The sequence below is a fragment of the Phycisphaeraceae bacterium genome (assembly GCA_019454185.1).
Classification (GTDB): domain Bacteria; phylum Planctomycetota; class Phycisphaerae; order Phycisphaerales; family UBA1924; genus JAHBWV01.
Genome location: CP075368.1, coordinates 1,644,854 through 1,669,652, shown reverse-complemented (window position 1 = coordinate 1,669,652; position 24,799 = coordinate 1,644,854). Strand labels below are relative to the sequence as shown.

General features: G+C 64.0%; 18 protein-coding genes. 10 read left to right on the top strand and 8 right to left on the bottom strand.

Annotation, left to right across the window (positions count from 1 at the left end; all coding sequences use genetic code 11):
- Nucleotides 1-15: 15 nt before the first annotated feature.
- The 4 genes from KF838_07070 to KF838_07055 all read left to right on the top strand — a co-directional run bounded on the left by KF838_07070 (nucleotide 16) and on the right by KF838_07055 (nucleotide 6,109).
- Entirely contained in the window at nucleotides 16-663 is a 648-nt protein-coding gene (locus KF838_07070) for a hypothetical protein (GenBank protein QYK49608.1), read from the top strand.
- Nucleotides 660-1,148: a hypothetical protein gene (locus tag KF838_07065; protein ID QYK49607.1), complete on the top strand. Its 489-nt coding sequence runs from the start codon at nucleotides 660-662 to the stop codon at nucleotides 1,146-1,148. The genes KF838_07070 and KF838_07065 overlap by 4 nt, the downstream gene beginning before the upstream one ends.
- A gap of 123 nt (nucleotides 1,149-1,271) precedes the next feature.
- On the top strand, nucleotides 1,272-3,350 hold the full coding sequence (locus KF838_07060; GenBank protein ID QYK49606.1) for a S46 family peptidase: 2,079 nt from the start codon (nucleotides 1,272-1,274) through the stop codon (nucleotides 3,348-3,350).
- 50 nt (nucleotides 3,351-3,400) lie between these two features.
- Nucleotides 3,401-6,109 (top strand): glucosidase, encoded by a 2,709-nt coding sequence (locus KF838_07055; protein QYK49605.1) that lies wholly within the window; start codon nucleotides 3,401-3,403, stop codon nucleotides 6,107-6,109.
- Nucleotides 6,110-6,136: 27 nt separating this feature from the next.
- Here KF838_07055 and KF838_07050 read toward each other — a convergent pair whose 3' ends face one another.
- Nucleotides 6,137-7,606, bottom strand: coding sequence for a sulfotransferase (locus tag KF838_07050; protein QYK49604.1), 1,470 nt, complete (start codon nucleotides 7,604-7,606; stop codon nucleotides 6,137-6,139).
- Nucleotides 7,607-7,765: 159 nt separating this feature from the next.
- Here KF838_07050 and KF838_07045 point away from each other — a divergent pair, with 159 nt between their 5' ends.
- Nucleotides 7,766-9,868 carry a glycogen debranching enzyme family protein gene (locus tag KF838_07045; GenBank protein QYK49603.1) on the top strand — a complete coding sequence of 701 codons (2,103 nt, stop codon included), beginning with the start codon at nucleotides 7,766-7,768 and terminating at the stop codon, nucleotides 9,866-9,868.
- Between the two features lie 221 nt (nucleotides 9,869-10,089).
- Nucleotides 10,090-13,389, top strand: a complete 3,300-nt coding sequence (lptD, locus tag KF838_07040) for an LPS assembly protein LptD (GenBank protein QYK49602.1) — start codon at nucleotides 10,090-10,092, stop codon at nucleotides 13,387-13,389.
- Between the two features lie 60 nt (nucleotides 13,390-13,449).
- On the opposite strand, the gene KF838_07035 is transcribed toward lptD, so the two are convergent.
- The 4 genes from KF838_07035 to KF838_07020 form a co-directional block, all read right to left on the bottom strand.
- Nucleotides 13,450-14,931 carry a homogentisate 1,2-dioxygenase gene (locus KF838_07035; protein QYK49601.1) on the bottom strand — a complete coding sequence of 494 codons (1,482 nt, stop codon included), beginning with the start codon at nucleotides 14,929-14,931 and terminating at the stop codon, nucleotides 13,450-13,452.
- A gap of 73 nt (nucleotides 14,932-15,004) precedes the next feature.
- On the bottom strand, nucleotides 15,005-15,574 hold the full coding sequence (gene gmhA / locus KF838_07030) for a D-sedoheptulose 7-phosphate isomerase (GenBank protein QYK49600.1): 570 nt from the start codon (nucleotides 15,572-15,574) through the stop codon (nucleotides 15,005-15,007).
- Between the two features lie 96 nt (nucleotides 15,575-15,670).
- Nucleotides 15,671-16,327 carry a response regulator transcription factor gene (locus KF838_07025; GenBank protein ID QYK49599.1) on the bottom strand — a complete coding sequence of 219 codons (657 nt, stop codon included), beginning with the start codon at nucleotides 16,325-16,327 and terminating at the stop codon, nucleotides 15,671-15,673.
- Nucleotides 16,324-18,402 (bottom strand): PAS domain S-box protein, encoded by a 2,079-nt coding sequence (locus tag KF838_07020; protein ID QYK49598.1) that lies wholly within the window; start codon nucleotides 18,400-18,402, stop codon nucleotides 16,324-16,326. Before KF838_07020 ends, KF838_07025 begins: the two co-directional genes overlap by 4 nt.
- A 179-nt stretch (nucleotides 18,403-18,581) precedes the next feature.
- On the opposite strand from KF838_07020, the gene KF838_07015 reads away from it, so the two are divergent.
- Genes KF838_07015 through KF838_07000 form a run of 4 tightly spaced genes read left to right on the top strand, consistent with a single transcriptional unit; the run spans nucleotide 18,582 to nucleotide 22,037 of the window.
- A complete protein-coding gene (locus KF838_07015) occupies nucleotides 18,582-19,190 on the top strand; it encodes a hypothetical protein (protein ID QYK49597.1) in 609 nt (202 codons plus the stop codon).
- 29 nt (nucleotides 19,191-19,219) lie between these two features.
- Nucleotides 19,220-19,798 carry a hypothetical protein gene (locus KF838_07010; protein ID QYK49596.1) on the top strand — a complete coding sequence of 193 codons (579 nt, stop codon included), beginning with the start codon at nucleotides 19,220-19,222 and terminating at the stop codon, nucleotides 19,796-19,798.
- Nucleotides 19,799-19,823: 25 nt separating this feature from the next.
- Entirely contained in the window at nucleotides 19,824-21,524 is a 1,701-nt protein-coding gene (locus tag KF838_07005) for a tetratricopeptide repeat protein (protein QYK49595.1), read from the top strand.
- 51 nt (nucleotides 21,525-21,575) lie between these two features.
- The gene (locus tag KF838_07000) at nucleotides 21,576-22,037 is read left to right on the top strand and encodes a DUF1425 domain-containing protein (protein ID QYK49594.1); all 462 of its coding nucleotides are present in this window, start codon (nucleotides 21,576-21,578) and stop codon (nucleotides 22,035-22,037) included.
- Here KF838_07000 and KF838_06995 read toward each other — a convergent pair.
- From KF838_06995 to KF838_06985, 3 genes are all read right to left on the bottom strand, one after another.
- The gene (locus KF838_06995) at nucleotides 21,975-23,147 is read right to left on the bottom strand and encodes an aminotransferase class I/II-fold pyridoxal phosphate-dependent enzyme (protein ID QYK49593.1); all 1,173 of its coding nucleotides are present in this window, start codon (nucleotides 23,145-23,147) and stop codon (nucleotides 21,975-21,977) included. The genes KF838_07000 and KF838_06995 overlap by 63 nt on opposite strands.
- Nucleotides 23,148-23,230: 83 nt before the next feature.
- Entirely contained in the window at nucleotides 23,231-24,271 is a 1,041-nt protein-coding gene (locus tag KF838_06990) for a hypothetical protein (protein QYK49592.1), read from the bottom strand.
- A gap of 40 nt (nucleotides 24,272-24,311) precedes the next feature.
- Nucleotides 24,312-24,764 (bottom strand): Dabb family protein, encoded by a 453-nt coding sequence (locus KF838_06985; protein QYK49591.1) that lies wholly within the window; start codon nucleotides 24,762-24,764, stop codon nucleotides 24,312-24,314.
- Between the last annotated feature and the right edge of the window lie 35 nt (nucleotides 24,765-24,799).

Here is a 24,799-nt window from a genome sequence, read left to right as displayed (position 1 = left end):
GTGTTTCCTCCGACCATGAGCACATGGATCGCACTTCGCATGAGCGACGGTGTCGAGGGTCGGAACGAGGTGAATCGTCACATCATGGCGGTCTACGACTGGCCCCTTCGGGTGTACTTCATGGGCACGTCCGAGCGGTGGCTCGGCGAGCCCGACGACATCGTCGGAGGGTTCTTCGCCGATCGACTGAGCCGATCGGAGTTCCTGCACGAGTGGCGAGCCAGCGGGATGCGTCTGAGGCGCTGGCTGATGAACGCTTTCTGTTTCTATCTCATGGAGATGCGTCGGGCGCGGGCTCGTGACCGACGGGCCGGCGAGCTCGAGCACGAGCCGATCGTCTTCAACGGCAGCCCCGAGGCGGCGGTGGATCGGGCCTTCCGGGTCTCGCTTGTTCGTGAGGCGCTGCGCGTGGCGCAGGAATCGTGCGAAGACAGCGGGCTGGCATCGCACTGGAACATCTTTGTCGCGCACTACCTGAGCGGAAGAGACTACGCCGATCTCTCGAGGGAGTTCGTGGTCACGCCCGAGCGTGCGGCCGTCATGGCCCGCACCGCGGCGCGGAAGTTCAGGGCTGCGGTTCGCGAGTTGCTCGCGGGCGACGGCACGCCAGACCAGGAAGTCGACCAGGAGATTCTGTCGCTCATCGAGGAGCCCACATCATGACATCCTCTGGACAGACATCGCACATCAGCGTGTACGACTCCATCGGCGAGTCGCAGGCGTCGACGCTGCTGAGACTCGGGCTCTTGGGGCCGCGTCGCCCGATCGATGATCTCGCCGACCGTCTCGCCGAGCCCGGAGCGGCGCACTGGCTTGACAGCGTGCTCGAGATCGGCACGACCGCCTCGATCGGGAAGCCGCGGTCGATCCTTCTCATGGGCGAGACCGCTCTGGCGGATCTCGTGAAGGTCAAGGACGAGGGGAAGCGGCGCTACAGGATGGCGGATACCGCCGACGGACGGCTCGGCGGGCTTGCGATTTACTTCGTGGCGATCGCCAGCGGGCTTGTCCACCACAAGCAGAATATCTGCAGCCGCCCTCCGGACGTGCTGCACGCGGCGTTGCTCGATCTCGCGGCCGCCGCAACCGGACACTGGAGCGACCTGCTCACGCGTGCTGCGGCGACAGCGCGAACGCTTGCAACCTGAGACGATCAAGCCGCGTTCAAGAGAGTCCACGGTTGGGGCCCCGCCATGACGGTCGGTGGCGGCAGTCCTAACCTACGGCCCCGGGCCTGCGAGGCGCGGGACCTTTCTCTCTGGAGTGCACGCATGCGGCGGTTCATCATCGGGTGTGTTGGGGCCATTGTCGGCTGTCTGGCATTGTCGTTCACGTCTCCTGCAGCCGCGGATGAGGGGATGTGGCTCCTCACCTCTCCTCCTATGGAGACCCTGCGCTCCAAGTACGGCTTCGAGCCGAGCGCTGCGTGGATGGAGAAGATGCAGAAGTCCGCTGTGCGGTTCTCGACCGGGGGCTCGGGCTCTCTCGTGTCGGCGAACGGCCTTGTGATGACCAACCATCATGTGGCATCCGACATGCTCTCGAAGTTGAGCGATAAGGATCGCGACATCATGCGGGATGGGTTCATGGCAGCGAGCGAGGCGGAGGAACTCGCGTGCCCGGATCTTGAGCTCAACGTCCTCTGGACGATCGAGGACGTGACCGAGCGCGTGAACGCGGGGACAGAGGGGATGTCCGCATCTGACGCGGGTGCGGCGCGCCGACGCGCGATCTCGGCGATCGAGCAGGAAGCGGGCGAGCGGAGCGGCCTGCTCTGCCAGGTTGTGACGCTCTATCAAGGGGCGAGGTACCACCTGTATGCGTACAAGCGATTCACCGATGTTCGACTTGTCTTTGCTCCGGAGGAGGGCATCGCGTTCTTCGGCGGCGACACCGACAACTTCGAGTACCCAAGGTACTGCCTCGACGTTGCCTTCTTCCGCATTTATGAGGATGGCAAGCCGTACAAGCCCCAACACTACCTTGCGTGGTCGCGCGATGGCATTGCGGAGAATGAGCTGGGCCTTGTCTTCGGGCATCCCGGGACGACTCGGCGCCTCTTCACTGTCGATCACCTCAAGTTCGTGAGAGACATGCAACTGCCGCGGCGACTGGCGCAGCTGTGGAGAAGAGAGGTCCAGCTGACGAATTTCTCGAACCGCAGCCCCGAGCACCGCAGGATCGCACGCGAGGATTTCACGGGTGTGCAGAACTCGAGGAAGGCCCTCGCCGGGCAGTTTGATGGTCTGCTCGATCCGGCCGTGATGAACGAGAAAGCCAGGGCAGAAGCCGCACTCAGGTCCTGGGTGCTGCAGGATCCTGATCGTACCGAGGCGTGGGGGAGCGCGTGGGACGAGATCGCTGAGGCGCAGAAGCGTCACGCGGCTTTCTTCAATGATCGCTCGATGGATCTCTCCAGCTCGACGCTGTTTCGCACTGCGCTGCACCTTGTCAGGATGAGCGATGAATTGCCGAAACCATCAGGCGATCGCCTGCGTGAGTACCGGGACTCGGGGCTTGAGTCACTGAGGTTCCAGCTCTTCTCGCCGGCACCGATCCATGAGGCGCTCGAGATCGACATCTTGAAGTCAGGTCTCGCGCTGATGGCCGAGACGCTCGGCGGCGACCACCCGGTCGTGCAGCTCGCGCTCGCTGGCAAGAGCCCGCGTGCAAGGGCAGAGGAACTCGTCTCGGGCACATCCCTCCTTGCTGTCGAGTCGCGCCAGAGATTGGCTTCCGGAGGCAGCGAGGCGATCGCGACCTCGACCAATCCGATGATCCGGCTCGCGGCCGCGCTCGACCCCGCCCTTCGGCGATACCGCACTCGGTTTGAGAACGAGGTCGAGTCGGTCGAGCGACAGGCGTATGCCAAGATCGCTGCGGCCAAGTTCGCCTTCCAGGGGGACAGCGTGTATCCCGATGCCACGTTCACCCTTCGCATGTCCTTCGGACCGGTGAAGTCGTACATCGAGGCGGGCGAACAGATTCCCGCCTTTACGCAGCTCAGCGGCACCTTTGAGCGTGCCGCGGCACGTGCCGGCGATCCGGCGTTCGCCCTCCCGCAGCGCTGGATCGACGCGCAGAAGCGGATGAAGGGCGACGTCCCGTTCAATTTCGTCATGTGTGCCGACATCATCGGCGGCAATTCCGGCTCGCCGGTCGTCAACACCAAGGGCGAGGTCGTCGGGCTGATCTTCGACGGCAATCTCCAGTCTCTGCCATGGGCTTTCGCCTACGACGAGCGTGAGGGCCGCGCGGTCAGCGTGGATTCACGCGGCATGATGGAATCGTTCAAGTCGGTCTACAAGGCGGATCGTTTGGTGAGCGAGTTGCTGGGCGGAGCGAAGTGAGGCGTTGACGGGTTGACGCGTACGGAGCGGCACGCCTGTACACTGCACGCATGAGTGACGCTTCGTTGTTCCAGGCGGAGTTCGATCGGCTCGCTGACGACGCGACGAGGAAGCGATTCTGGAAGCGATGGGGTCCGTACCTGGCGGAACGCCAGTGGGGCACCGTGCGCGAGGACTACTCGCCGGACGGGAACGTCTGGGGGTACTTCACGCACGATCACGCCCGCAGCAGGGCGTATCGGTGGGGTGAGGATGGCCTGCTCGGCTTCACGGACAGGCAGTGCCGGCTCTGCTTCGCGGTCGCGCTCTGGAACGGCAAGGATCCCATCCTGAAGGAACGGTTCTTCGGCCTGAATGGTCACGAGGGGAACCACGGCGAGGATGTCAAGGAGTTCTATTTCTACACCGACTCCTCGCCCACACACTCCTATTGCTCAGCGGTCTACAAGTATCCACAGGCCGAGTACCCGTACCAGCGGCTGATCGACGAGAATCGGGCAAGGTCACGCGAGGAGCCGGAGTTCAACATCGAGGACAGCGGGGTCTTTGACGAATCAAGGTACTTCGACGTGAAGATCGAGTACGCGAAGGACTCGCCGAACAGCATGCTCATCCGGGTTGTCGCAACCAATCGCGGCCCCGATCCGGCCCCGATCTGGCTCATCCCACAGCTCTGGTTCAGGAACACGTGGGCGTGGGGACCTACGAGCGACGGTGATCCTGTGCGCCCGACCCTGCGTGGTGAGGGGAGCGATCAGGTTGTGGCCGACCATCCGGAGCTCGGCATGTACCGCTGGGTGATCGAGGGGCCGAGTGAGCCGCGGATGATGTTCACGGAGAACGACACGAACATGCGACGTGTCTTCGGTGTTTCGGACGCGGGCGGCTACGCCAAGGACGCGTTCCATGAGCACGTGGTCTCCGGCAGGGCCGATGTGATCAATCCTGAAAGAGTGGGGACCAAGGCCGGCGCGATGTTCCAGCGCGTGCTGGCTGCGGGCGAGAGCGTCACCATCAAGATGCGGCTGTTCGACGAGTCCGAGCGAACACCGACACCGGGCCTAGGGGAGGATTTCGAGAGCACGTTCGCGCGTCGGATCGCAGAGTGCGATGCCTATTACGCGTCTCGTGTCTGGCAGGGGCAGACGCCGGAGGATGCGCTGGTCGTGCGTCAGGCGTATGCGGGGTTGTTCTGGTCGAAGCAGTACTACCACTACGTCGTCGCGGACTGGTTGAAGGGGGATCCGCTCCAACCCCCTCCGGATCCCCGGCGTGCGAGCGGGCGGAACTCCGATTGGTCGCACCTGTTCAATCGCGACATTATCTCGATGCCGGATACGTGGGAGTATCCGTGGTACGCCGCGTGGGATCTGGCGTTCCATTGCGTGGCTTTCGCGCGAGTGGATCCGCACTTTGCCAAGGACCAGTTGCTGCTCTTGCTGCGTGAGTGGTACATGCACCCGTCCGGGCAGATCCCGGCGTATGAGTTCGCGTTGGGCGACGTGAATCCGCCGGTTCACGCGTGGGCGTGCTGGCGTGTGTACAAGCTGACGGGGCCGAAGGGCGGTCGAGACCGGCTGTTTCTGGAGCGGGCATTCCAGAAACTGCTGATGAACTTCACATGGTGGGTGAATCGCAAGGACCCGCACGGGAAGCACCTTTTCTCAGGCGGTTTCCTGGGGCTAGACAACATCGGCGTGTTCGACCGATCCGCACCGCTGCCCGGAGGCGTGGTGCTCGAACAGGCCGACGCGACGGCCTGGATGGCGTTCTTCTGCACCACGATGCTCGCGATTGCGACCGAACTCGCGAAAGAGAATCCCGCGTACGAGGACATCGCATCGAAGTTCTTCGAGCACTTCGTGGCGATCACCGACGCGATGAACACACTGGGCGGCGATGGCCTCTGGGACGAGAAGGATGGGTTCTACTACGACCAGTTGAGACGCGACGATGAGACGCTGCCGCTCCGCGTGCGATCGCTTGTCGGGATCATCCCGATTCTGGCGGTTGAGGTGCTCTCAGACCGCGAACTCGATCGGCTTCCCGGCTTTCGGGCCAGGACCGCGTGGTTCCTCAAGCACAGGCCCGACCTCGCGCAGCATGTTGCGTGCATGGAGGCGTCGGATGGCGAGTCTGTTCTGCGGCTCCTGGCCATACCCAGCCGCGACCGGCTGAAGCGTGTGCTGCGGTATCTTCTCGACGAAGAGGAGTTTCTGTCACCATTCGGCATCCGCTCGATGTCGAGAGTGCACAAAGAGAACCCCTATGTCTTCGATCGCGGTGAGCATCATCTCACAGTCGCCTATGTTCCCGGCGAGTCGAGCACCTCGATGTTCGGGGGGAACTCAAACTGGCGCGGCCCGGTGTGGTTCCCTTTGAACTATCTCATCATCGAGTCTCTCGAGCGTTACCACTACTTCTATGGCGAGACGCTGAAAGTCGAGTTTCCGACGGGATCGGGCAGAGTCTGCGATCTGCGAGAGGTGGCCGATCACTTGCGAGCCAGGATGATCTCGCTCTTCCTCCCCGACAAATCCGGTAAACGCCCATGCCACGGCGATGACGAGAGATTCCGGAGCGATCCGCACTGGAAGGACCTGCTCCTGTACCACGAGTATTTCCACGCAGAAACAGGCAAGGGGCTTGGCGCGAACCACCAGACTGGCTGGACCGCTCTGGTGGCGCAGATGTACCAGGATCTCGCGAAGAAACTCGCCAAGCGCGGGAGTGTCGCTGCGATGCCGGGTCAGGCGTGAGGCCGTTGCACGGCCCAACGGGGCCTCTCATGGAGTGGGCTGTTGGTCTAATGTCTCGAGCAGCGGCTTCAAATGGCTCTCGTAGTGCTTCCAACGGCCGATGGATGAGGTGAAGAGCGGCCTGTGCACCTGGCCCGCGCTCGCGGTTCGGACGTGGCGCTTGAGGGCGTGGAAGTTGAGGACGCACGGCACCCACGGCACGCCGACGTGAGCGAGCATCAGACGTGACACACGCTCCAGATCTTCGACGAGTTCTTCGTAGCGTACCTCGAGCATCGAGATGCCGATCGTGGTGCTCCAATGCCTCATCAGTCGCTGGTAGGCGATGTGTTTCTGCCCGAGCGCGACCAGATCCCGCGTGTACGAGTGGCCGCTGCCGAAATTCTGGAAGTAGCAGGAGAGGCACGTGTCACGTGCATCGCGCACGCAATGGATGATCGTTGCACCGGGAAGCAGCTTGGTGATCGGTCCGAGAATGGTGTAATTGCCCGGGAGCTTGTCCACGACCCGTGCCTTGCCAGGAGATCGTGATCGCATCATCTCGAGGTACTGGCCGGCTGTGCGTCTGGCCTCGTCGAGCGGCCACGCGTTCTGGCGGAGGTGTTGCTCGATCCGCGGGAGCGCGGGGCTCTCACCGATAGTGCCGATCTCGGGATGCGATGTCAGGATCTGCTCAACAAGACTTGTGCCGCTGCGAGGCATGCCGACGACAAGCACTGGGAGTGGATCGGTGATCTCTGTCGAGGGTGTCGCGTTGTAGCGAGCTTTGTTCCACTGCGCGATCGTCTGGGCGAAGTCGTCCTGTGCCGGGATGGGGCCGCCGGCTTGCGCGCTCAGCATCGCATGCTCGAATGCTTCGTCATAGCGTCGCTCGGCGTCGAGCAGGTGAGCGAGCTGTGTGTGCGCTGCGCGAGCCAGCGGAGCGGGCACCGTTCCCCCACGGAGATGGCGGAGCAGCAGGTCGATCGCTTCGGCTGAACGTCCGAGTTCGCGGGAGATCGTCGCAAAGGCGAGCACGCACGAGACGTCTGTCGGATGCGCTTGCATCGCGGCATCGATGATCGGAGCCGCGTCTGCTGCGCGTCCCTGGGCATGGAGAAGCGTGACCTTGCCCCGCACCGCCGGGGGAAAGTGGGGGCGCAGGGAGAGGGCCTTGTCGAGGGCGTTGAGCGAGCCGTCGATATCTTCGAGTGCCCGCAGCCCGTTTGCGAGGTCGCACCACGCCTCCGGATGAAGGCAGCCGCCCTGGCACAGTTTCCGCAGGATCTGCGTGCCCCGTTCGATTGACCCGATTCGGACGAGTGACGCGCCCAGGATGTGCAACAGCCCCTCGTTGGCGGGAGTTGCGCCCAGCGCAATCTGCGCGAAACGAGCGGCATCCTGGAAGCGTCCAGAGTTGTAGCACTCGATGGCTCGATCGCGGGCATCGGTGGGGCGCATCCCTGCGGGCTGCGTCTGGCGTGGCGTGTGGCCTTCCGGGTTGTTCTGTGTCACCATCCGGGCTCCGGCTTCCGCCCCGATCCCTGAGAAGACGAGTTCCAGGGGCGAAGCTCAGGCGTTGGCAGAGAATAGAATAGTCGCGACGCGGCGATGCGCGTCCGAGATGAGTTCGCAAGCGCGATCGGGTGTCGTTCCACTCCGCATGGAGGACCTTCGATGACCCGCAGAGAGAGTCCAGCCCGCCGAGCGAGCGAGGGCGTCGATGGCAAGACCACGATGCAGGGGCAATCGTGCGCGATCGACGACCGTTCGGAGTGGATCGAGCCGGATGGCTTGGGCGGGTATGCCTCTGGCACCGCGACCGGCATCAATACACGCCGATACCACGCGCTGCTCTTGGCATCGGCTCGACCGCCGGTTGATCGCTATGTACTCGTGAACACGCTCGAGGCGTGGATCGAGTGCGGCACATCGGTCTATCCGCTGACATCGCAGCGGTACGCGCCGGGTATCACCCACCCGCTTGGCACGACACCGATTCGGGGGTTCAGCATCGATCCGTGGCCGACGTGGGACATTCAGCCCGCGCCCGGAGTGCGCATCAGGCACGAGCGTTTGGTTCGCCACGGCGAGCCCACGACACTGCTGACATGGTCGCTCATCGACTCGGACTGTTCCGCCCAACTTGTCGTGAGACTGTTGATGAGCGGGCGCGACTATCACTCGCTTCACCATGCCAACGCCGCGTTCCGCTTCGATTCGGACATCTGGGGTGGCAGGATCCAGTGGGAGCCGTACGCTGGTATTCCGCCGATCGTGGCGATCACGAACGGTGACTATGAGCATCGACCCGATTGGTATCGCGGCTTTCAGTACGAAGAAGAGCGGTCGCGGGGCCAGGACTGCGTCGAGGATCTCGCTTCTCCGGGTGTGCTGCGCTGGGATCTGTCTCAAGGGCCTGCTGTGCTCGCGCTCTCGGCAAAGGTCGATGACGAGCCCCACGAGTGGACACCGAAGGCCGCTGTCCTGCTCGCTGATCGCATCAAGCAGGCGGAACGGACTCGCCGCGCAGCGTTCAACGGGTCGCTGCATCGAGCCGCGGACGCCTACATCGTTGTTCGACAGCCCTCACCCGAGGTTCGCGCCGGCAAGACGATCATCGCGGGGTATCCATGGTTCACGGACTGGGGTCGTGACACGTTCATCTCTTTGAGAGGGCTTTGCCTGGCGCGTGGCGCTGAGCGGCTCGACGATGCACGCGACATTCTGCTGACCTGGGCGGCTCTTGTCTCAGAGGGGATGCTGCCCAATCGCCTTCCCGACCACGGGACGGAGCCGGAGTACAACGCGGCGGACGCTTCGCTCTGGTTCGTTCTCGCGGCGGGTGCGTATCTCGGCGTTTCCAGAGAGCCGAAGCATGCCGGAGCGGAAAGCCGCAAGACGATCATCCGGGCGATCAGAGAGATCGTGGAGGGGTACTCAAAGGGCACACGGTACGGCATCGGGCTCGATCAAGACGGCCTCATCCGGGCAGGCGTCGCGGGCGTTCAACTGACGTGGATGGATGCGAAGGTGGGCGACTGGGTCGTGACGCCTCGTATCGGCAAGCCCGTCGAACTCCAGGCGCTCTGGCTCAACGCGCTGCGTGTCTATGCAGAGGTATCGGGCGCGGAACACCCCGCGTTCGCGAGTGGGATGGAGTCATTCGCCGAGCGGTACTGGGATGAGCAGCGGGGGTGGCTCTGCGATGTCGTCGATGTCGATCACAAGCCGGGTGCTCTGGACGAGTCGTTGAGGCCGAACCAGCTCTACGCGGTGGGGGGGCTCCCGCTCGCGCTCGTCGATGAGTCGATCTGCGCTCGCGTTGTAGAGCGCGTGGAACGCGCCCTGATGACGCCGAAAGGCCCTCGTTCCCTCGCTCCGGATGATCCGGGCTATCGGGGTCGGTACGAGGGAGACCTCTGGGCGCGCGACGGTGCCTACCACATGGGCACGGTCTGGCCCTATCTGATCGGGCCATTCGTCGACGCGTGGGTTCGTTCGAGGGGCGGCACGCCCGAATCCAAGCGCGAGGCGCGGGAGCGATTCCTCGATCCACTCCTCGCGAGCATGGCGTGCGACGGTCTGGGGCACATCAGCGAGATCGCCGATGGCGATCCTCCACACACCGGGCGTGGATGTCCTTTCCAGGCCTGGTCGGTTGCCGAGGCCCTCCGCCTTGATCGGGATGTGCTGTGCATTGAGGAGGCGGCTATCGGCAAGCGAGCGAAGGACGAGCGGAAAGTCCCTGAGAGACGGATAGTCCCTGAGAGACGGTGAGATGTGATGCCAGGGGCTGGCTTTGGTGCCTCGATCTTGCGAGAGTGCTGGCGGTTCACAGGTCCTGCTCGCGAGCCCACCACCGGCCTGTACCCGTATTCCGGGATGACCAAGTCTGGAATCGGGTCTGGAGTTGTGATTCCACCTCTGGCACCGTAGCATCCGCACCTCCCGAACCACCGCATCGGATGCGAACACGGCGGGATTGACTGAGGGTCGGTGTGCCTCCCCGTTCTCGATTGATCACAACGCTCGCCCGGTCTATGCCGCTCTTTGTCGGTCTGGCGGTCGGTCTTGAGATGGGTGTCGTTGCCCTCGCTCAGCCGATCGATGCTGCGGTGCCGCCGCAGGCGGATGGATCTCGCATCACCGGGCGCTCGTTCGCGGGGATTCGTCTGCCGCTCGCGGCGGTCTCTGGACCTGTCGAGTTCAGGGGGCAGCGGATCTGGACCTGGTCAGAGCCGAGCGAGTCAGCCGGTTTCGGCGAAGCGGGCTTGGGTCCGGTGACGCGGGTGCTGCTCAAGGGTGACGTCCGTGTCGTGCTCGGTACATACGAGTTCGACGCCAAGGGGGCCGCGGTCTGGATCCAGAAACTCCGCCCGGACAGCGTCACCCCCGAAGGGACGTATCAGGTTTATGTGTACTTCGACCATGTGCGCACGCCCGCGGCCGATGCCGTGTTCGCCGTCTCGGCGGATCGGCTTCCGGTTCGGGGCGTGATCACGACCGATGCCGTCTCCCTCAAGGGGGACCGGATCGATCGTTCCAGACCGAGTGATCTCCTGATCGCTGAGGGCGAGTCGACGCTGCGTGAGCAACTTGTCGCGATCGTCTCGCCGCCTCGCCCGATCCCGCCACCTCTGCGGAGGCCGGCGCGTGAGGGCGATGTTGTCGATGGTCCGGCAGAGCGGCTCGCGGGGGGCGACGATGCGCTTCTCCCTCCTCCTGGCGGTCGTGAGCCGGTCGAGCCGGACCCAAGCCGAGGTCAGGAGCCGTCCGGGGTTCCTGCGCCGCGGTCCCGCGTGCTGCCTCCGGCGCGTCAGGTCGCAGAGATACCTCCATCGGACATTGGTCCGGTCGTCGAGGCGGTCGATGCGCTCGGACCGGGGGAGCGGTCAGAGGCGATCGCGCCGGGCAAGGGGCTCATCACGTTTTCGACGGGGCGAGCAGGCGATGTGTCGATCGTCACGAGCGAAGAAGAGAATGTCGTTGTCTTCTCGTCGCCTCTCGTCGTGCAGTACACGGATCGGGCCGGGGGCAGGTCGATTCAGATCAGCGCGGATCGCGGCGTGGCGTTCCTGAAGCCGGGCCCGTTGACCCAACTCGCGACCGTTGACGCGGACACCGTCCGGGGCGTCTATCTCGAAGGGGGCGTGCAGGTGATCGGTGAACGCCCATCCGGGCGCGGGTCCGATCGCTACATGTTCCGCGGCCCGTCGATGTTCTACGACTTCCAGGCCGATCGCGCGATCACGCTCGACGCGATGTTCTGGACCTATGACTCGGAGCGTTCCTTGCCCTTGTATGTGCGGGCGAAGGCGCTCAAACAGGAATCTGCGAACCAGTGGAGCGTGCAGAGCGCGAAGGCCGCGAACACGGCGTTTCTGAATCCTCAGTTGTCGCTCGGCACGTCCAGCATCACCATCTCAAGACGCGAGACTCCGGCCGGCTCGGAGACGTATGCGGACGCGAGAAACATCACCGGCAACATCGGGTTCATGCCGGTCTTCTGGTTCCCTCGATACCGAGGTGATCCGTCCTCGATCCCGATCCGCGAGGTCGCGCTCGACGGCTCGTCTGGTTCCGGCGGCGCGATCAAGACGACATGGGACGCCTACGCGCTGCTCGGTCTCGAACGCACCTCGGGCGTGGATGCTGAGATCGCGCTCGATTACTACTTCGAGCGAGGCCCGGCGATCGGATCGACGATCGACTGGGACACCGCCTCGACCCAGGGCAGCATGTTCGGCTATCTCGTCGCGATGGACATGGGACAGGACACCCTCAAGGGAGGTGCGAAGAAGGACTTTGACGAAGAGACCCGCGGCATGCTCCTCATCGAGCATCGGTGGGAGATCAACGACCAGTGGTCGGTTCTGCTCGACGGCGCGTTCATCTCAGACGAGACGTTCATCGACGGGTACTTCGAGTCGATGGGCGAGACCCGGCGCGAGTTCGCATCCAGCGCGACCGCGCGACGCCTCGGAGAGAACTCGCTGCTCACGATCCAGGCCAAGGGCAACATCAACGACTTCATCGCGAACGAGTATCTCACGCAGAGCCAGGGGTACAACGTCAGCAAACTCCCTGAGGCGACGTATGTGCGTGTCGCCGACGACCTGCTGCCGAACATCGCTCCGGGCCTTCTCTCGTACCACTCCGAGTACCGTCTCGGGCGGATGTCGATGCGATTCAGCGAGTCCACCGGCAGAGACCTCGGTTACTCAACGGTGGCCAAGTCGCAGCGTGCGTTCGGGTTCGGGCCCGACGCCTCGTTCGCGGACACGCTCGAAGATGCCGGGTATACCGAGGACGCCGTGATGCGTCTCGATTCACGCCATGAGATCGACACACGCCTTCGCTTCGGCGCGATCAACGTGCAGCCGTTCATGGTCGGACGGGTGACCGCTTACGACGATTCGTTCGACGAGTTTTCGCCCGGCAACGACGATGAGACACGGCTCTGGGGCTCGGTCGGCGCTCGCGCATCGACCTCGTTCCAGCGGGTGAACAACAGGATCGACTCCGCGTTCTTCGACATCCACCGCGTGCGCCATATCGTCGAGCCGAAGGTCACGTTCTGGACCGCCGGAACGAACACCGAGGCCTCGAATCTGCCCGTCTACGACGGAACCGTCGAGGACCTTGCAAACGGCACCGCGATGCGGCTCGGGCTCGACCAGACCTGGCAGACGCAGCGGGGCGGCGCGGGTCGATGGCACACGGTCGATTTCCTGACGCTCGACGTCGAGTACGCGACGTTCTCGGATGATGCGGACAGGAAGAGCCCCATCCGACGGTTCATTGATTATCGTCCCGAGTACTCGCAGCCCGGAGAGTTCTTCCAGATCGATGCAACATGGCAGGTGACGAGTGCCGTGGGCATCGGCGGCAACATGATCTACGACCTCGAACTCAATCAGCCGGCGCGGGAGTCCGCCGGCGTGACGCTCCAGCACAACCCCGACCTTACCTCGTACCTCGAGATGCGATATATCAACGTCGAGGACACCACCTTCGTGAACGCCGGTGCGATCGCGAGGGTCACACAGAAGTACATGGTCGGTGTCAACGTTGCCTACGACACCGAGCGTGGCGATTTCCAGACCACATCCCTCACTGTCTACCGCGAGATGCAGTCGCTCATTCTCCAGGGCCGTATCGGCTACAACAACATCACCGGCGAAACCAGCGGCGGGATCAACATCTTCCCCGTAGGAACCAAGGGGCGAGGCCTGCCCGTGCAGGCCGTCGGCGCGACGGATGTCCGCTACCTCGAACGCGAGACGGTTGTCCGCTGACGGCACCAGCAAACTGTCGCGGCACCATCACACGTTCGCGGCGTTCTGATCGGCTGTCCGTCACTTTTTGGATGACGAGGCCTTCTTCGAGCCCTTGTTTGCGCCCGTCTTCGATGCGGGCTGCTTGGACTTTCCGTTGGCGAGCGTGTGCCCGTTTGTCTTGGTGAGAGACGAGGACGGCGTGTTGGGAGCCCACACGTTTGCTTCGGAGCGATGCTCGAAGACGGGCACCTTCTCGCCGCTTCCTGACGCGTGGCCGTTGGAAGACTCGGATGACGCGATCTTGATCTGCCCTGAGGTCAAGCCGGGGAAGTGCTCGCCCTGCCACGAGGCGGGGTACTTTTCATCGTCCATCTTCAGCGCGGCCTTGGTCGGATGGAGCGGCCGGAAGGTGTCGCACATCACCGCCAGTTCGCCCGTGTAGGTCGCGCTGAGCGAGGCCTCGATCGTGCCGGGGTGCGGGCCGTGCGGAATCCCCTGCGGATGCGCCGTCAGCGAGCCGACCTCGATCCCCTTGCGGCTGCCGAAGTTCCCCTCGACGTAGTAGAGCACTTCGTCCGAGTCGAGGTTCGAGTGGTTGTACGGCACCTTGATCGCCTGCGGGTGGTAGTCCAGCATCCGCGGACAGAACGAGCAGATGACGAAGTTGTGGGCCTCGAACGTCTGATGGATCGGCGGCGGCATGTGGAGCTTGCCGGTGATCGGCGCAAAGTCGTCGATGTTGAAGATGTAGGGGTAGTAGCATCCGTCCCACCCGACGACGTCGAGCGGGTGGTAGTGGTACATGTACGAGTGAACGAGGTCGCGGGCCTTGATCCGCACCTCGAACTCGCCCTTCTCGTCCCATGTCAGCGGGTACTCGGGGATCTTCAGATCACGCTCGCAGTAGGGCGAGTGCTCGAGAAACTGGGCGGTTTGCTTCGACACATACCTCGGGGGCGGGCCGATGTGCGATCCGTTCGCCGTCTCAATGAGCAGGACGCGACCGTATGGCGTGTTCTGGATCGATGGCCCGCCATCTGTCGGCTTTCCGTCCGGGCCGTTCTTCCGCTTGTCCCAGATGATCGTGTAGATCACGCCCTTGGGAATGATGATGTAGTCCTTCGGGCCGAACTTGAGTGTGCCCATCATGGTGTGGCAGACGCCGGAGCCGAAGTGAACGAAGAGGCACTCGTCGCCCTGGCCGTTCTTGTAGTGGTACTTCATCTGCTCGGCGGGATTGCAGACGGCCATCTCGCAGTCGCTGTTGCCATACAGCACCACGCGCCCCGTGACCCAGTCGCCCTTCGGGGCCATGCGCTGGCCGCCGGTCATGGTGTGACGCATCCGCATCACATCCTGCTCGACGTACTCAACGGCCGTCGAGTACAGCTTCTTCCAGCCGTAGACCTGCGTGGGCGGGTGGATGTGGTACATCGTGCTCGTCGGCCCCGTGAACCCCTCCGTGCCGAACAGCTCTTCGGAGTACAGCACCCCGTCAGGGCGTCGGAACTGGACGTGGCGCTTCTGCGGGAGCAGGCCGAGCTTGGTGTAGTACGCCATGGCGTTCTCCTCTGGACTCTGTCACGGACCGAATCGGACAATAAGGTATGCTATTCGCGAAGCACCCCGACTGTCACTTCCTCGCATAGCCGAGTTCGACCTCGACCAACTCAACCAGAATGTGCAAGACCAGCATATGGATCTCCTGGATCCGGTCTGCGGTCAAGCCGGGCGCGATGATCTCGTGGTCACACACGCCCTTCAGCCGTCCGCCACCCCGTCCCAGCAGAGCCACCGTCGCCATCTTCCGCGACCGCGCCGCCTCCACCGCGAGCACGATGTTTGCCGAGTTCCCGCTTGTCGAGAGCGCGATCAGAACATCACCCTCGCGGCCGAGAGCTTCTACCGCGCGGCTGAAAATCCGCTCGAACCCGTAGTCATTCGCTGTGCAGGTGATGTGACCTGGCTCGGCAATCGCGATCGCGGGGAGCGCGGGGCGATCGTCGCGGAACCTACCCGTGAGTTCTTCAGCGAAGTGGACCGCATCAGCGAGCGATCCGCCATTGCCGCAGATCAGGACCTTGCCACCCTCCCTGAAGCGTCCCGCGAGCAACCCCGCGATGCCGGAGATGCGCGCGGAATTCTCGCCGTCCGAGCAGAACTCTTGCAGCGTTCGTTGAGCAGATTTGAGGGATTCGAGCATCGCGAAAGCGTAGACCCGAACGCCTCGGAGCAGCAGCCGGAGCACCCCGGAAGCAGCGTGTCGTATCGGCGGATCGACGATCGGCCAGACCCTCTCTCAGGGTTCGGCCAGCCCTTCCCGGATCGCGAATCTGGCGAGCTCGACACGGTCGTGGATATCGAGTTTCATCATCAGGTTGGTGCAATGGTTGTCCACGGTCTTGACGCTCAGCGACATGGTTTGAGCGATCTCTTTCTTGGACATGCCACGCGCCAGGTAGCGAAGAATCTCGAGCTCACGGGGAGTGAGGGTCTCGACCCGGGTCTTCGTTCCGTCTCCGAGTCGGGCGCCTTCCTGCCCGATCACCATGCGAGTCTGCACCTGCTCCGAGAAGCAGACGCCGCCGCCCGCCGCGACACGGATCGCGGCTTCGACCGTCTGCGGGGGCTCCCCCTTGGTCAGGTATCCGGAGGCCTCGACGGCGAGCGCTTCCTGGATATAGCGATCGTGGAAGAACGCGCTCAGGAAGATGATGCGTGTCAGGGGGCAACGGGCTCGGATGGTGCGTGCCGCGTCGAAGCACGAGAGGCCGGGCATGTCGATATCCAGAACGAGCACGTGCGGCTCATGCTTGAGGCACGCCTCGATCGCTTCTTCGGCGTTTGTGACGTCGCCGAGGACGCCGATATCGTCCGTGGCGTTCAGCCACGCCGCGAGAGCACCTCTCACCATCGTGTGATCATCCGCGAGGACGACCCCGATCGGCTTGCTCATGGCATCCCTCCGAAATCTGCCTGTTCTGACATCATGGTTCGCACCGCTCCGCACAATGTCGTCACCGCGTACGGCTTTTGCAACTGTCGCGTGCATGGATCGGTCTCCACCGCGTGTCCCTCGCTGACCAGAAGCACGGGCCCGAGCCATCCGGATTGCCTGAGATCCGCGATGCTTGATGCTCCGAGCGTCTGCCCGAGGTCCACGACAACACCATGTACGCGGGAGGATGACGCGCGGACGCGTTGAATCAGGTCTTCTGCCGTTCCCACCTGTACAACGCTCAGCCCATCACCAGCGAGCGCGGTGGCGAGGATCTCGCGTATGTGCCTGCTCTGAAAGGCGAGAACCACCGTCTTACGCTCGGCCGAGCCGTCTGCATCCGATGGCACTAGGGTTGTTTCCTGGGGTGGCTTCACGAGCGGCAGTCTGATCATGAACTCCGCACCATGGCCTCGGACGGAGGTCGCGCGGATCGCTCCGCCATGATCCTCGATGATTCCCTTGATGATCGAGAGGCCGAGCCCCGTGCCCTGTCCCTTCGGCTTGGTCGTGAAGAACGGCTCGAAGACGCGTGCGAGGATCTCGGGCGGCATCCCGTGGCCCGTGTCGCGGACGATGAGCACTGCCTCGCCGGCACCCGCAGCGTTCCGCTCGACACTGACTTGGACCGCGAGGTTCCCTCCCGAGGGCATCGCGTCTCGTGCGTTCAGCGCGAGGTTGAGCAGCGCCTGCTGCAACTGCACGCTGTCCGCATACACCCACGCCACGCCGCGCTCGGGCACCAGGACGTCGAGCTCGATCGAACGGGGCAGCACACGGCGAAGCATCTGGCTCGCTCGCCCGACGAGCATCGCGAGGTCGACGTGCGATCGGTCCGCAGACCCCTTGCGTCCGAGAGACAGAAGGAACTTGGCAACGCCTCGTGCCTGCTGGGCCGTGAGATCGAGTTCCTCGATCACCTCTGTCGCGGGGTGGGCATCGCCCACGCGGATCCGCGCCACGGCGATCTGTGAGAACATCGCGGTCAAGAGGTTGTTGAAGTCGTGCGCGACACCGCTCGCCAACTGGCCGACAGCTTCCATCATCTGCACGTGCCGAAGCTCGGTCTCAAGTTTCAGCCGGTCGGTCTCGTCCGTGATCAACGCGACAAAGCCAGCCGCACGCGGTTCGGCCCACGGTTGCGAGATGATGTGTGGCTCAAGATCCACACGGATCCGGCGTTCGCCCAAGGTCGGATGATCGAACGACCGCATGAATGAGACGTGCTCGCACGAGAGCGCACCGTCGATCGACTCAGAGACCTCCGCGAGCGTCTGAGCGTCCAGCACCTGCTCCAGTGTGCGGCCGACGATCGTCGAGAGCGGACGCCCGAGCCATTCGGCGTGATGATGATTGGCGAACCGCACCAGGCGATCGGTATCCACATACGAGATCAGCACCGGCAGGGCGTCCGTCACCAGACGCAGCTGCGCCTCGCTCCGCTCCAGTTCTCGCTCGGTACGGATTCGCTCGGTGATGTCGGACGCCGTGCCCGTGGCACCGATCACACGTCCCTCTGAGTCGCGCAGGGCCGCGACGTTGAACGCAAGATCGACCAGAGACCCATCGGCGCGCCGATGCCTCCTGACGTGCCCGATGCACGGCTCGCCTCGCATCGCCCTGATCAGCATCTCAGCGTCCCCGTTGCCCTTTCCATCCTCCGCACGCTCCATCATCGTCGTGCCGATTAATTGAGCCGGGTCGACACCGTAGATCGTCCGTGCGGCGTCGTTGACGAAGGTCCACTCTCCCGAAGCATCCACCGACCAGATCAGATCCTGGGCCGTCTGCACCAGCGTTCGATAGCGTCGCTCGCTCTGGGCGAGGGCGGCGATTGCCCGGCGCTCACGTGCCAGAAGGCCGCCTGGAGCCACCATCACGATCCACACCAGACAGACAAGCCCCGCGCCGACCACGCCCAGCCCGATGTCGGGGCTCATTGCCTGTGCGACCACGATCGACATCACGACCGTCACGACGATCACGATCAATCCTGGCAGAAGCAGAGCGCGGGTTCTTCCCAGTGGTTCCATACGCGTCAGACTCGCCCCTCTGGCTACCGCAGTCCCATACTCTTCGAGATCGGTTCGGAGTCGGTTCTGTCCATCATGCCACTCTCGGTCCACCAGGGCAAGCGACAGCGTGCATGAGAAACTTTCTGACGGCTTATCCGTATCATTTAGTAGGTGCTAACAACAGACCGGAGGTCAACATGGCTGCCAGATTCACAGTCTCGATCACAACCGGCATGCTCGGCATGCTTCTCACGCTCTCAGGGTGTGCGTCGAACAACCCGCCACGCGGCACGCCGTCCGGGCGCGTCGATGTCGGGCAGTCTACCCCCGCCGAGGCCAGAGACGTACGCGTCCTCCCCGCCGACTACATGGAATTCGCGGACCAGTTGGCGAGCGCCCTCGTCGCCGATCTTCCGACCGTTCCGGCATTCAACCAGGGTGTTCGCTCGACCATCGTGTACGGCGACATCATGAACAAGACCGTCAACATCTCCTCCGCCGAGTTCGAGCTCGTGCGCGAGAAGATGAAGAACCGCCTGATGCAGTCACAGACCTTCCGCCAGAACTTCCGCTTCCTCATCTCCAAGGCCCAGCTCGAAGAGCTGCGCGCGATGGAGACCGGACCCGCGGGCGCCGCAGTGGGTGATCGCATCGACCAGGCCTCCACGTACTTTCTCAACGGCACGATGTACCGCGTCTCGCGCGGCGACACCTCGCTCTACCTGATGACCTTCCAGCTCGTCAGTTTCACGAGCGGCGAGATCGTGTGGACCAAGGACTACGAGAGCAAGCGGTGGGGCAGCTGAGCCCTCGCCCGTTCCTGGAGAGAGCGTTGATGCAATCCCGAACACTCCAGTTGAAGGCCATGGTCATCGTGTGCGCGTGCGCGGGGTTGCCGATGGGGTGCGCGACCATGCAGCAACGCTCCACGCGGCTCACAACGGAGGACGTCAAGGAGATGGCCGAGCAACTGGCGGCAAGCATGGCTTCAAGCGACTTCCTCCGTGATCGCAGCCCTCAGTCTCCCCGAATGGTCGTCGCCCTCGATCGCGTGGAGAATCTCTCCTCAGATGTCGTCCCTGTCTCGGAGCAGTGGTATCTCATGGAGCGCGTCCGTGCCTCCACGCCTCTCGCGTCGCTCGGGACACAGCGGAATATCGGTTTTGTGATCCCGGTCGAACACCTCAACCAGTTGCGAGATCGTGTCGGTGCGGAAGCCGCTCTTGCCGGTGCCGGCCGCGCGCCGACTCACGCCATGCGAGGCGTGCTCCGGAGCGTGACGCGGGCCTCGGGCGTCTACCGCACGGATCTCTACTCGTTCGAGACTCGCGTGATCGACCTCGAAACCGGCCGCATCGAGTGGTCGGACTCTTTCGAACTCAAGCGTGCGGCCGTCGGCCTCGCGTACGACTGACAGGAACCGCCGGATGCGCTGCCTCGTGCCGAGAGCAACCAGAACCGATGCGGGCCGCGTTGTCGCGTGCCTTGCCGCGATGCTTCTGGTTCTCTCGGGGTGTGCGGGGAACCGGGTGGATGAGTCATATGCCTTGCGGGTCGATCGGGGCGAGTTCGCCCGTGCACGGGGTTATCTCTACAACCGCAACGCCGCTGCTTCTCCGAGACTCTCGGACAAGCAGCACCTGCTCGATCGACAGCGGCTCCTGATGGTTACGCTCGCCGACGGTCTCCCTCGCCACGCCGAGTCGCTCGCCAATCGTGTGTACGAGGTGCTCCGCATCCAGGGGCTGAACGCCGACAAGACCGTGCCGAGCGTCGTGCTGCACGAGGGTGTGCGGATCTGGAAGGGCGAACCGTTCGAGCAGGCGATGGCGTACGCCTACGTTGCGATCCAGAAGGGCTCGATAGGTGATTGGGGGAACATGCGGGCCGCCGCGGAGAGTTCGCTGTTTCTGCTCCGCGACTTCGGTGTGAACGAGAAGGGCGAGCGCCTCTCGACGCTCGAGATCGCCCAGCGTGCCGCGGCGAAGGGCGACGGTGGAGACGAGTTCTTCGACAACGGCTATGTCGTCGGCGCTACCGACTTCGCGCTCGGGCACGCGCTCCTGGGCATCGCGGCGCACGCACTTGGGCGGACGGAAGAGGCGACGGATCACTTCCGAAGAGCCGTGGAGATCCGTCCCGACCTTGCCCCCGCCTTCGACGAGATCACGAGCGGCCGAGCCGACACGGTGCTGATCGTCGATGCCGGTCGTGGACCATCAAAGGTCGCGTACGGACCGGACGGCGCACTCGCAAAGTTCCAGCCGCGCACGCGCAGCGACACTAGGCCCCTCCATGTCTCCGGCGACGCACTCGGCGAGCGGCGGATCGCGCAGGCATCCGATCTCAACCTCATGGCTGCCGACCATATGTGGAACAACCTCGAAGACGCGCGCAGGGCAAAGAGCACGCTCGGCACCGCGCTCCTTCTCGGCGGCGTGATCGTGGCAGCGGGTGTCGATGACGACAGCGGGACCGCGCAGATCATCGGCATCTCCGCTGCCGCGCTCGGTGCTCTCATGAAGGCATCCGCCGCGGCTGACCTCCGCCATCTCGAGTCTCTCCCTCAGCGAACGTACATCGTGCCTCTCCAACTTCCGGATGAGGGCGCGACGGTGCGGGTTCGCGTCGGCGATCTCGGGCAGACCGAACTTGCCCTCGCGGGCCTTCGTCAGCCCGATCGCTCCCGGGCAGAGCGGCTTCAGATCCGTTACGTGCGACTGCCCACGGTCTCAACACCGCTCACGTGGATGGTCTCAGGCGAGATCCGGTACGGCAATGATGCGTGGCCAGGAGACGTGCCCGGCGACGATCTGCCGTTCATCCTCGGGGGGCGTTGCGTGCGAGTGCCCACGCACGAGACCATGGCCAGATACCACGCCAGAGGGCGGCTGCTCGGGCTCACGCTCGCCGACTTGCAGGAGTTGTATCGTGCCGAGGGAATCACCGTCGACCCCGACGATGAGCTCGAACGAGTCGGCGTCCACATCCTCGAAGGCGGACGCTCCCTCGCATGTCCGCAGGCAGGCACCGCCGGCTTCGCACGTCTCTTCGGTCAGGAGCATCCGGCATACACCCCACGGTCGCGCGAGGTCCGAGAGCTCGCCGCGAGAATCAGGAATCAGGGCACAGCACCCTGACATGAAGCGCAAGTCAGTGTGAGTCACACGATCATCAAAGGAGTTCACGCCATGCACGCTCATTCAATCAAGGACCACCAAGCCCCGGTGCGCCGCTCGGTCAGGGCGATCGCGCTCGGAGCCATCACCATCTCGGCTCTCTCACTCGCGTCCTGCAAGACTTCTGACAAGCCGCCGCCCGGCGCGATGGCCGATCCCGTGCTGATCGAGAACTACCCCTCGGTGGTCGCGCTCGAAGGGCTTCAGCCCTACATCGGTGTCTCCGCGCCGGTCGAGACCCGCACGCCCGGCCAGCCCCTCGCCGTGCAGGTGCCGGTCCGCGCGCTGACCAACGGAGCCGAACTCAACGTGCAGTACCGCTTCTTCTGGTTGAACGATCAGCAGGTGCCGGTGCAGGAGGATGGCGAATGGCGCTACATGCGCATGCCGGCCCGGTCGCAGGTCTTCATGTCAGGCAACGCCCTCGACACGCGGGCTACCCGTTGGAGACTCGAGATCCGTCCCGCCAGATAGACACGTCCCGTCCCCACGAGTGCCCGTAAGCCCCATCGCGGGCAGCCGTCTGGCGAAGGCGTCCGCCAGACGGTCGATCTGGTCGGTGGTGTGCGCCGCGTTGACGACGATGCGGAAGAACATATCCGCAGGGCCGTTCGGATAACGGATGAACGGAGCGAGGATGCCCTCGTCGAGCATCGAGCGATGCACGCTCTCCATTCGCTCATGCGTGTCGAGCACGAACGCGAAGATCGGGATCTGGGCGCTCCCATGATCCGCCCGCAACGGGAGCCCGATCGCTTCAAACGCTCCGCGGAGCCGGGCGGTATTCGATCTGAGCCGCTCGATCCTCTCGGGCTCTGCCAGGACGATGCGCAGGGCCTCATGCGCCGCCATGGCGATGGCTGGCGGGATAGGCGTCGAGCACCTGTAGATCCCCGACGCGCTGCGCGCCAGTTCCACGAACCACGCCGCTCCGGCGATGCACCCGCCGTATGAGCCGAGCCCCTTCGCCAGTGTCGTCGTGATGATGATCCGGGGGTCGGTCAGCTCGTAGTGCGAAACTGTGCCGCGGCCATCCGGCCCCAGCACGCACACGCCGTGGCAATCGTCCACAACCAGCAGCGAACGCTCGTTCGGCAAAGCCGCGAGCAACGCCGGAAGCTTTGCGATCGCGCCATCGCTTGTGAAGACCCCGTCAGTCAGGATCGCCACCGCGCCAGATGGGTCGGCATCTGCGTGTCGCCTGGCGAGCACAGCTGCGGCCTCCGTGTCCCCGTGCGGGAACGTGACCACAACCAGGCCCGCGCTCCGTGCGGCATCATGCACCGAGTGGTGGCTCTTGGCGTCGATCAGCACCGTGCGGAATCTCGTGGCCAGTGCCTGAGCCATCGCGATGTTGGCCGTGTACCCATCCGCGAGAAGGAGCGAGCGTTCGGTGCTCAGAAACTGGGAGAGCGCGGTCTCAAGATCGTCAAAGGCCGTGGTGTTCCCCGTCGTTTCGCGTGAGGCCGTCGTCGAGAGACCGTACCGATCAAGGCCCATCCGTACCGCCTGGAGCACACGCGGGTCGTTGGCCAGCCCGAGGTAATTGCAGCCGGCGAAGGCGAGCATGGTTCGGCCCTGCATGGTGGCGCCTGTGGCGGTTGAGCAATCGATCGGTAGTCGCGGCATCCGTGGCCTTCCAGATCTCTCAGTCGGTGGGTGCGAATTCAGGAAAGGATATGGTGAGCCGGACGCGAACCCGGCAACGGTGTTGTGGCAGATATCGCCCGCACAGGTCGCACCGTCGCCATGGTGTGCAGTCCGGGTGGGGCGTCGATGATGCACTGAAGCGAGTTGATCACGATATTCGTCGTTGCCAGGTCGCCGTGGACACCTCCGCGAAGCACCAGGTCGATCGGCGGCTCCGCGTCGATCCGGATCCGATCGTGCGGGTCCGGCTGGCCGATGGCCGCGATGAACTCAAGCCGGATGATGTCGCGCCCGTTCAGCATGCCCCGCGCGATCTGTTGGACTCCGGCGGCTTGCCCCGGCAGGATCTGTCCCAGTCCACATTCGAGCGGAGTGCCCGCGATCACCGGCTCGATCGACTCGGTCCACGCATCGATCCGCACTCCGAGGTAGTGAGCCACGAAGTGCAGAGATTCGCCGAGCCCGACGTGGCGCAGCGAACCGTCCGCGCACCGCTTGGCGAACTCCTGAGGCGAAAGCCCGGCTCCGATCTTCTTCTGGAACGGCACCCTTCGCGTGGTCGCGTCCTGCACTCGCTCGATCACCGCGCCGCGGACATCAGCGCACACCGCGCTCGCCACAACGGGCAGCGTGTCCATGAGGAACCCGGGGTTGACGCCTGTTCCGAGCAGTCTGCCGCCGGATTCTCTCGCCAGAGCGTCGAGTTCTGCCGCCAGCTCGCGGTGCCTCAGCCACGGAAAGAGCAACTCCTCGCACGTGCTGACGATCGCTGTGCCAAGCCCGAGCAACTGCCTGAAAGTTGGCGCACATGCAGCCAGCGACGATGAGGTCGAGACAATCGCAGCATCGAAGCCCTCATCCAGGGCGAGCTCGTCAATCGACCCGACAACGACCGGATCGATCGCCCCATGCTCACGCACCAGATCAGAGAGTCGCTTCCCTCGGATCGCGGGGTCCGGATCTATCGCGCCAGCAACAACGCCGACGCCCGAGCGGTGCAGAGCCTCAACGATCATCCGGCCCAAGGGGCCGACACCGACTTGCAGAACACGTCGCATGCGAGTCTCTTCTCCGCGTGCCGCGATGCCGCTGTGCCGATCACGGCGTTGGATCAACAACGTCAAAGATCCGCATCGACTCGACTCGCGGAGCCCATGATTTCACGAGTTCCACGTGTCCCTCGTGATCGATGTACGCCATGTACCCCTCGGCCGAATCGAACCCGACGTAGAGCCCAACGTGGTACGACCCGTCCACTGTCGAGCGCCCCGTGTCCAGGTGCGTGCCGCAGAAGTACGAGACCACAGAGGGGATAGTCGCCAGGAGGCGATCAGAGTCCGCGATCAACGCTTCAGCGTCCGACGCGTCCCGCAACGTGATCAGCACGATGTGGTTGATCACCGCGGGTCTGGGCGCTCGCGTGGCCTCGACCACTCTCGTGCCGCGTTCGGCCGAGGGCTGTGCAAACACGACAAGTGCAGACGCGAGCGGTGCCGCGAGCAACGCCACCATCGCCGTCACGACGCTCGGAGAATGACGTCGTTTGACCATGCACCACGCTCCAGAGTGCGAAGAATCGGCTCGCC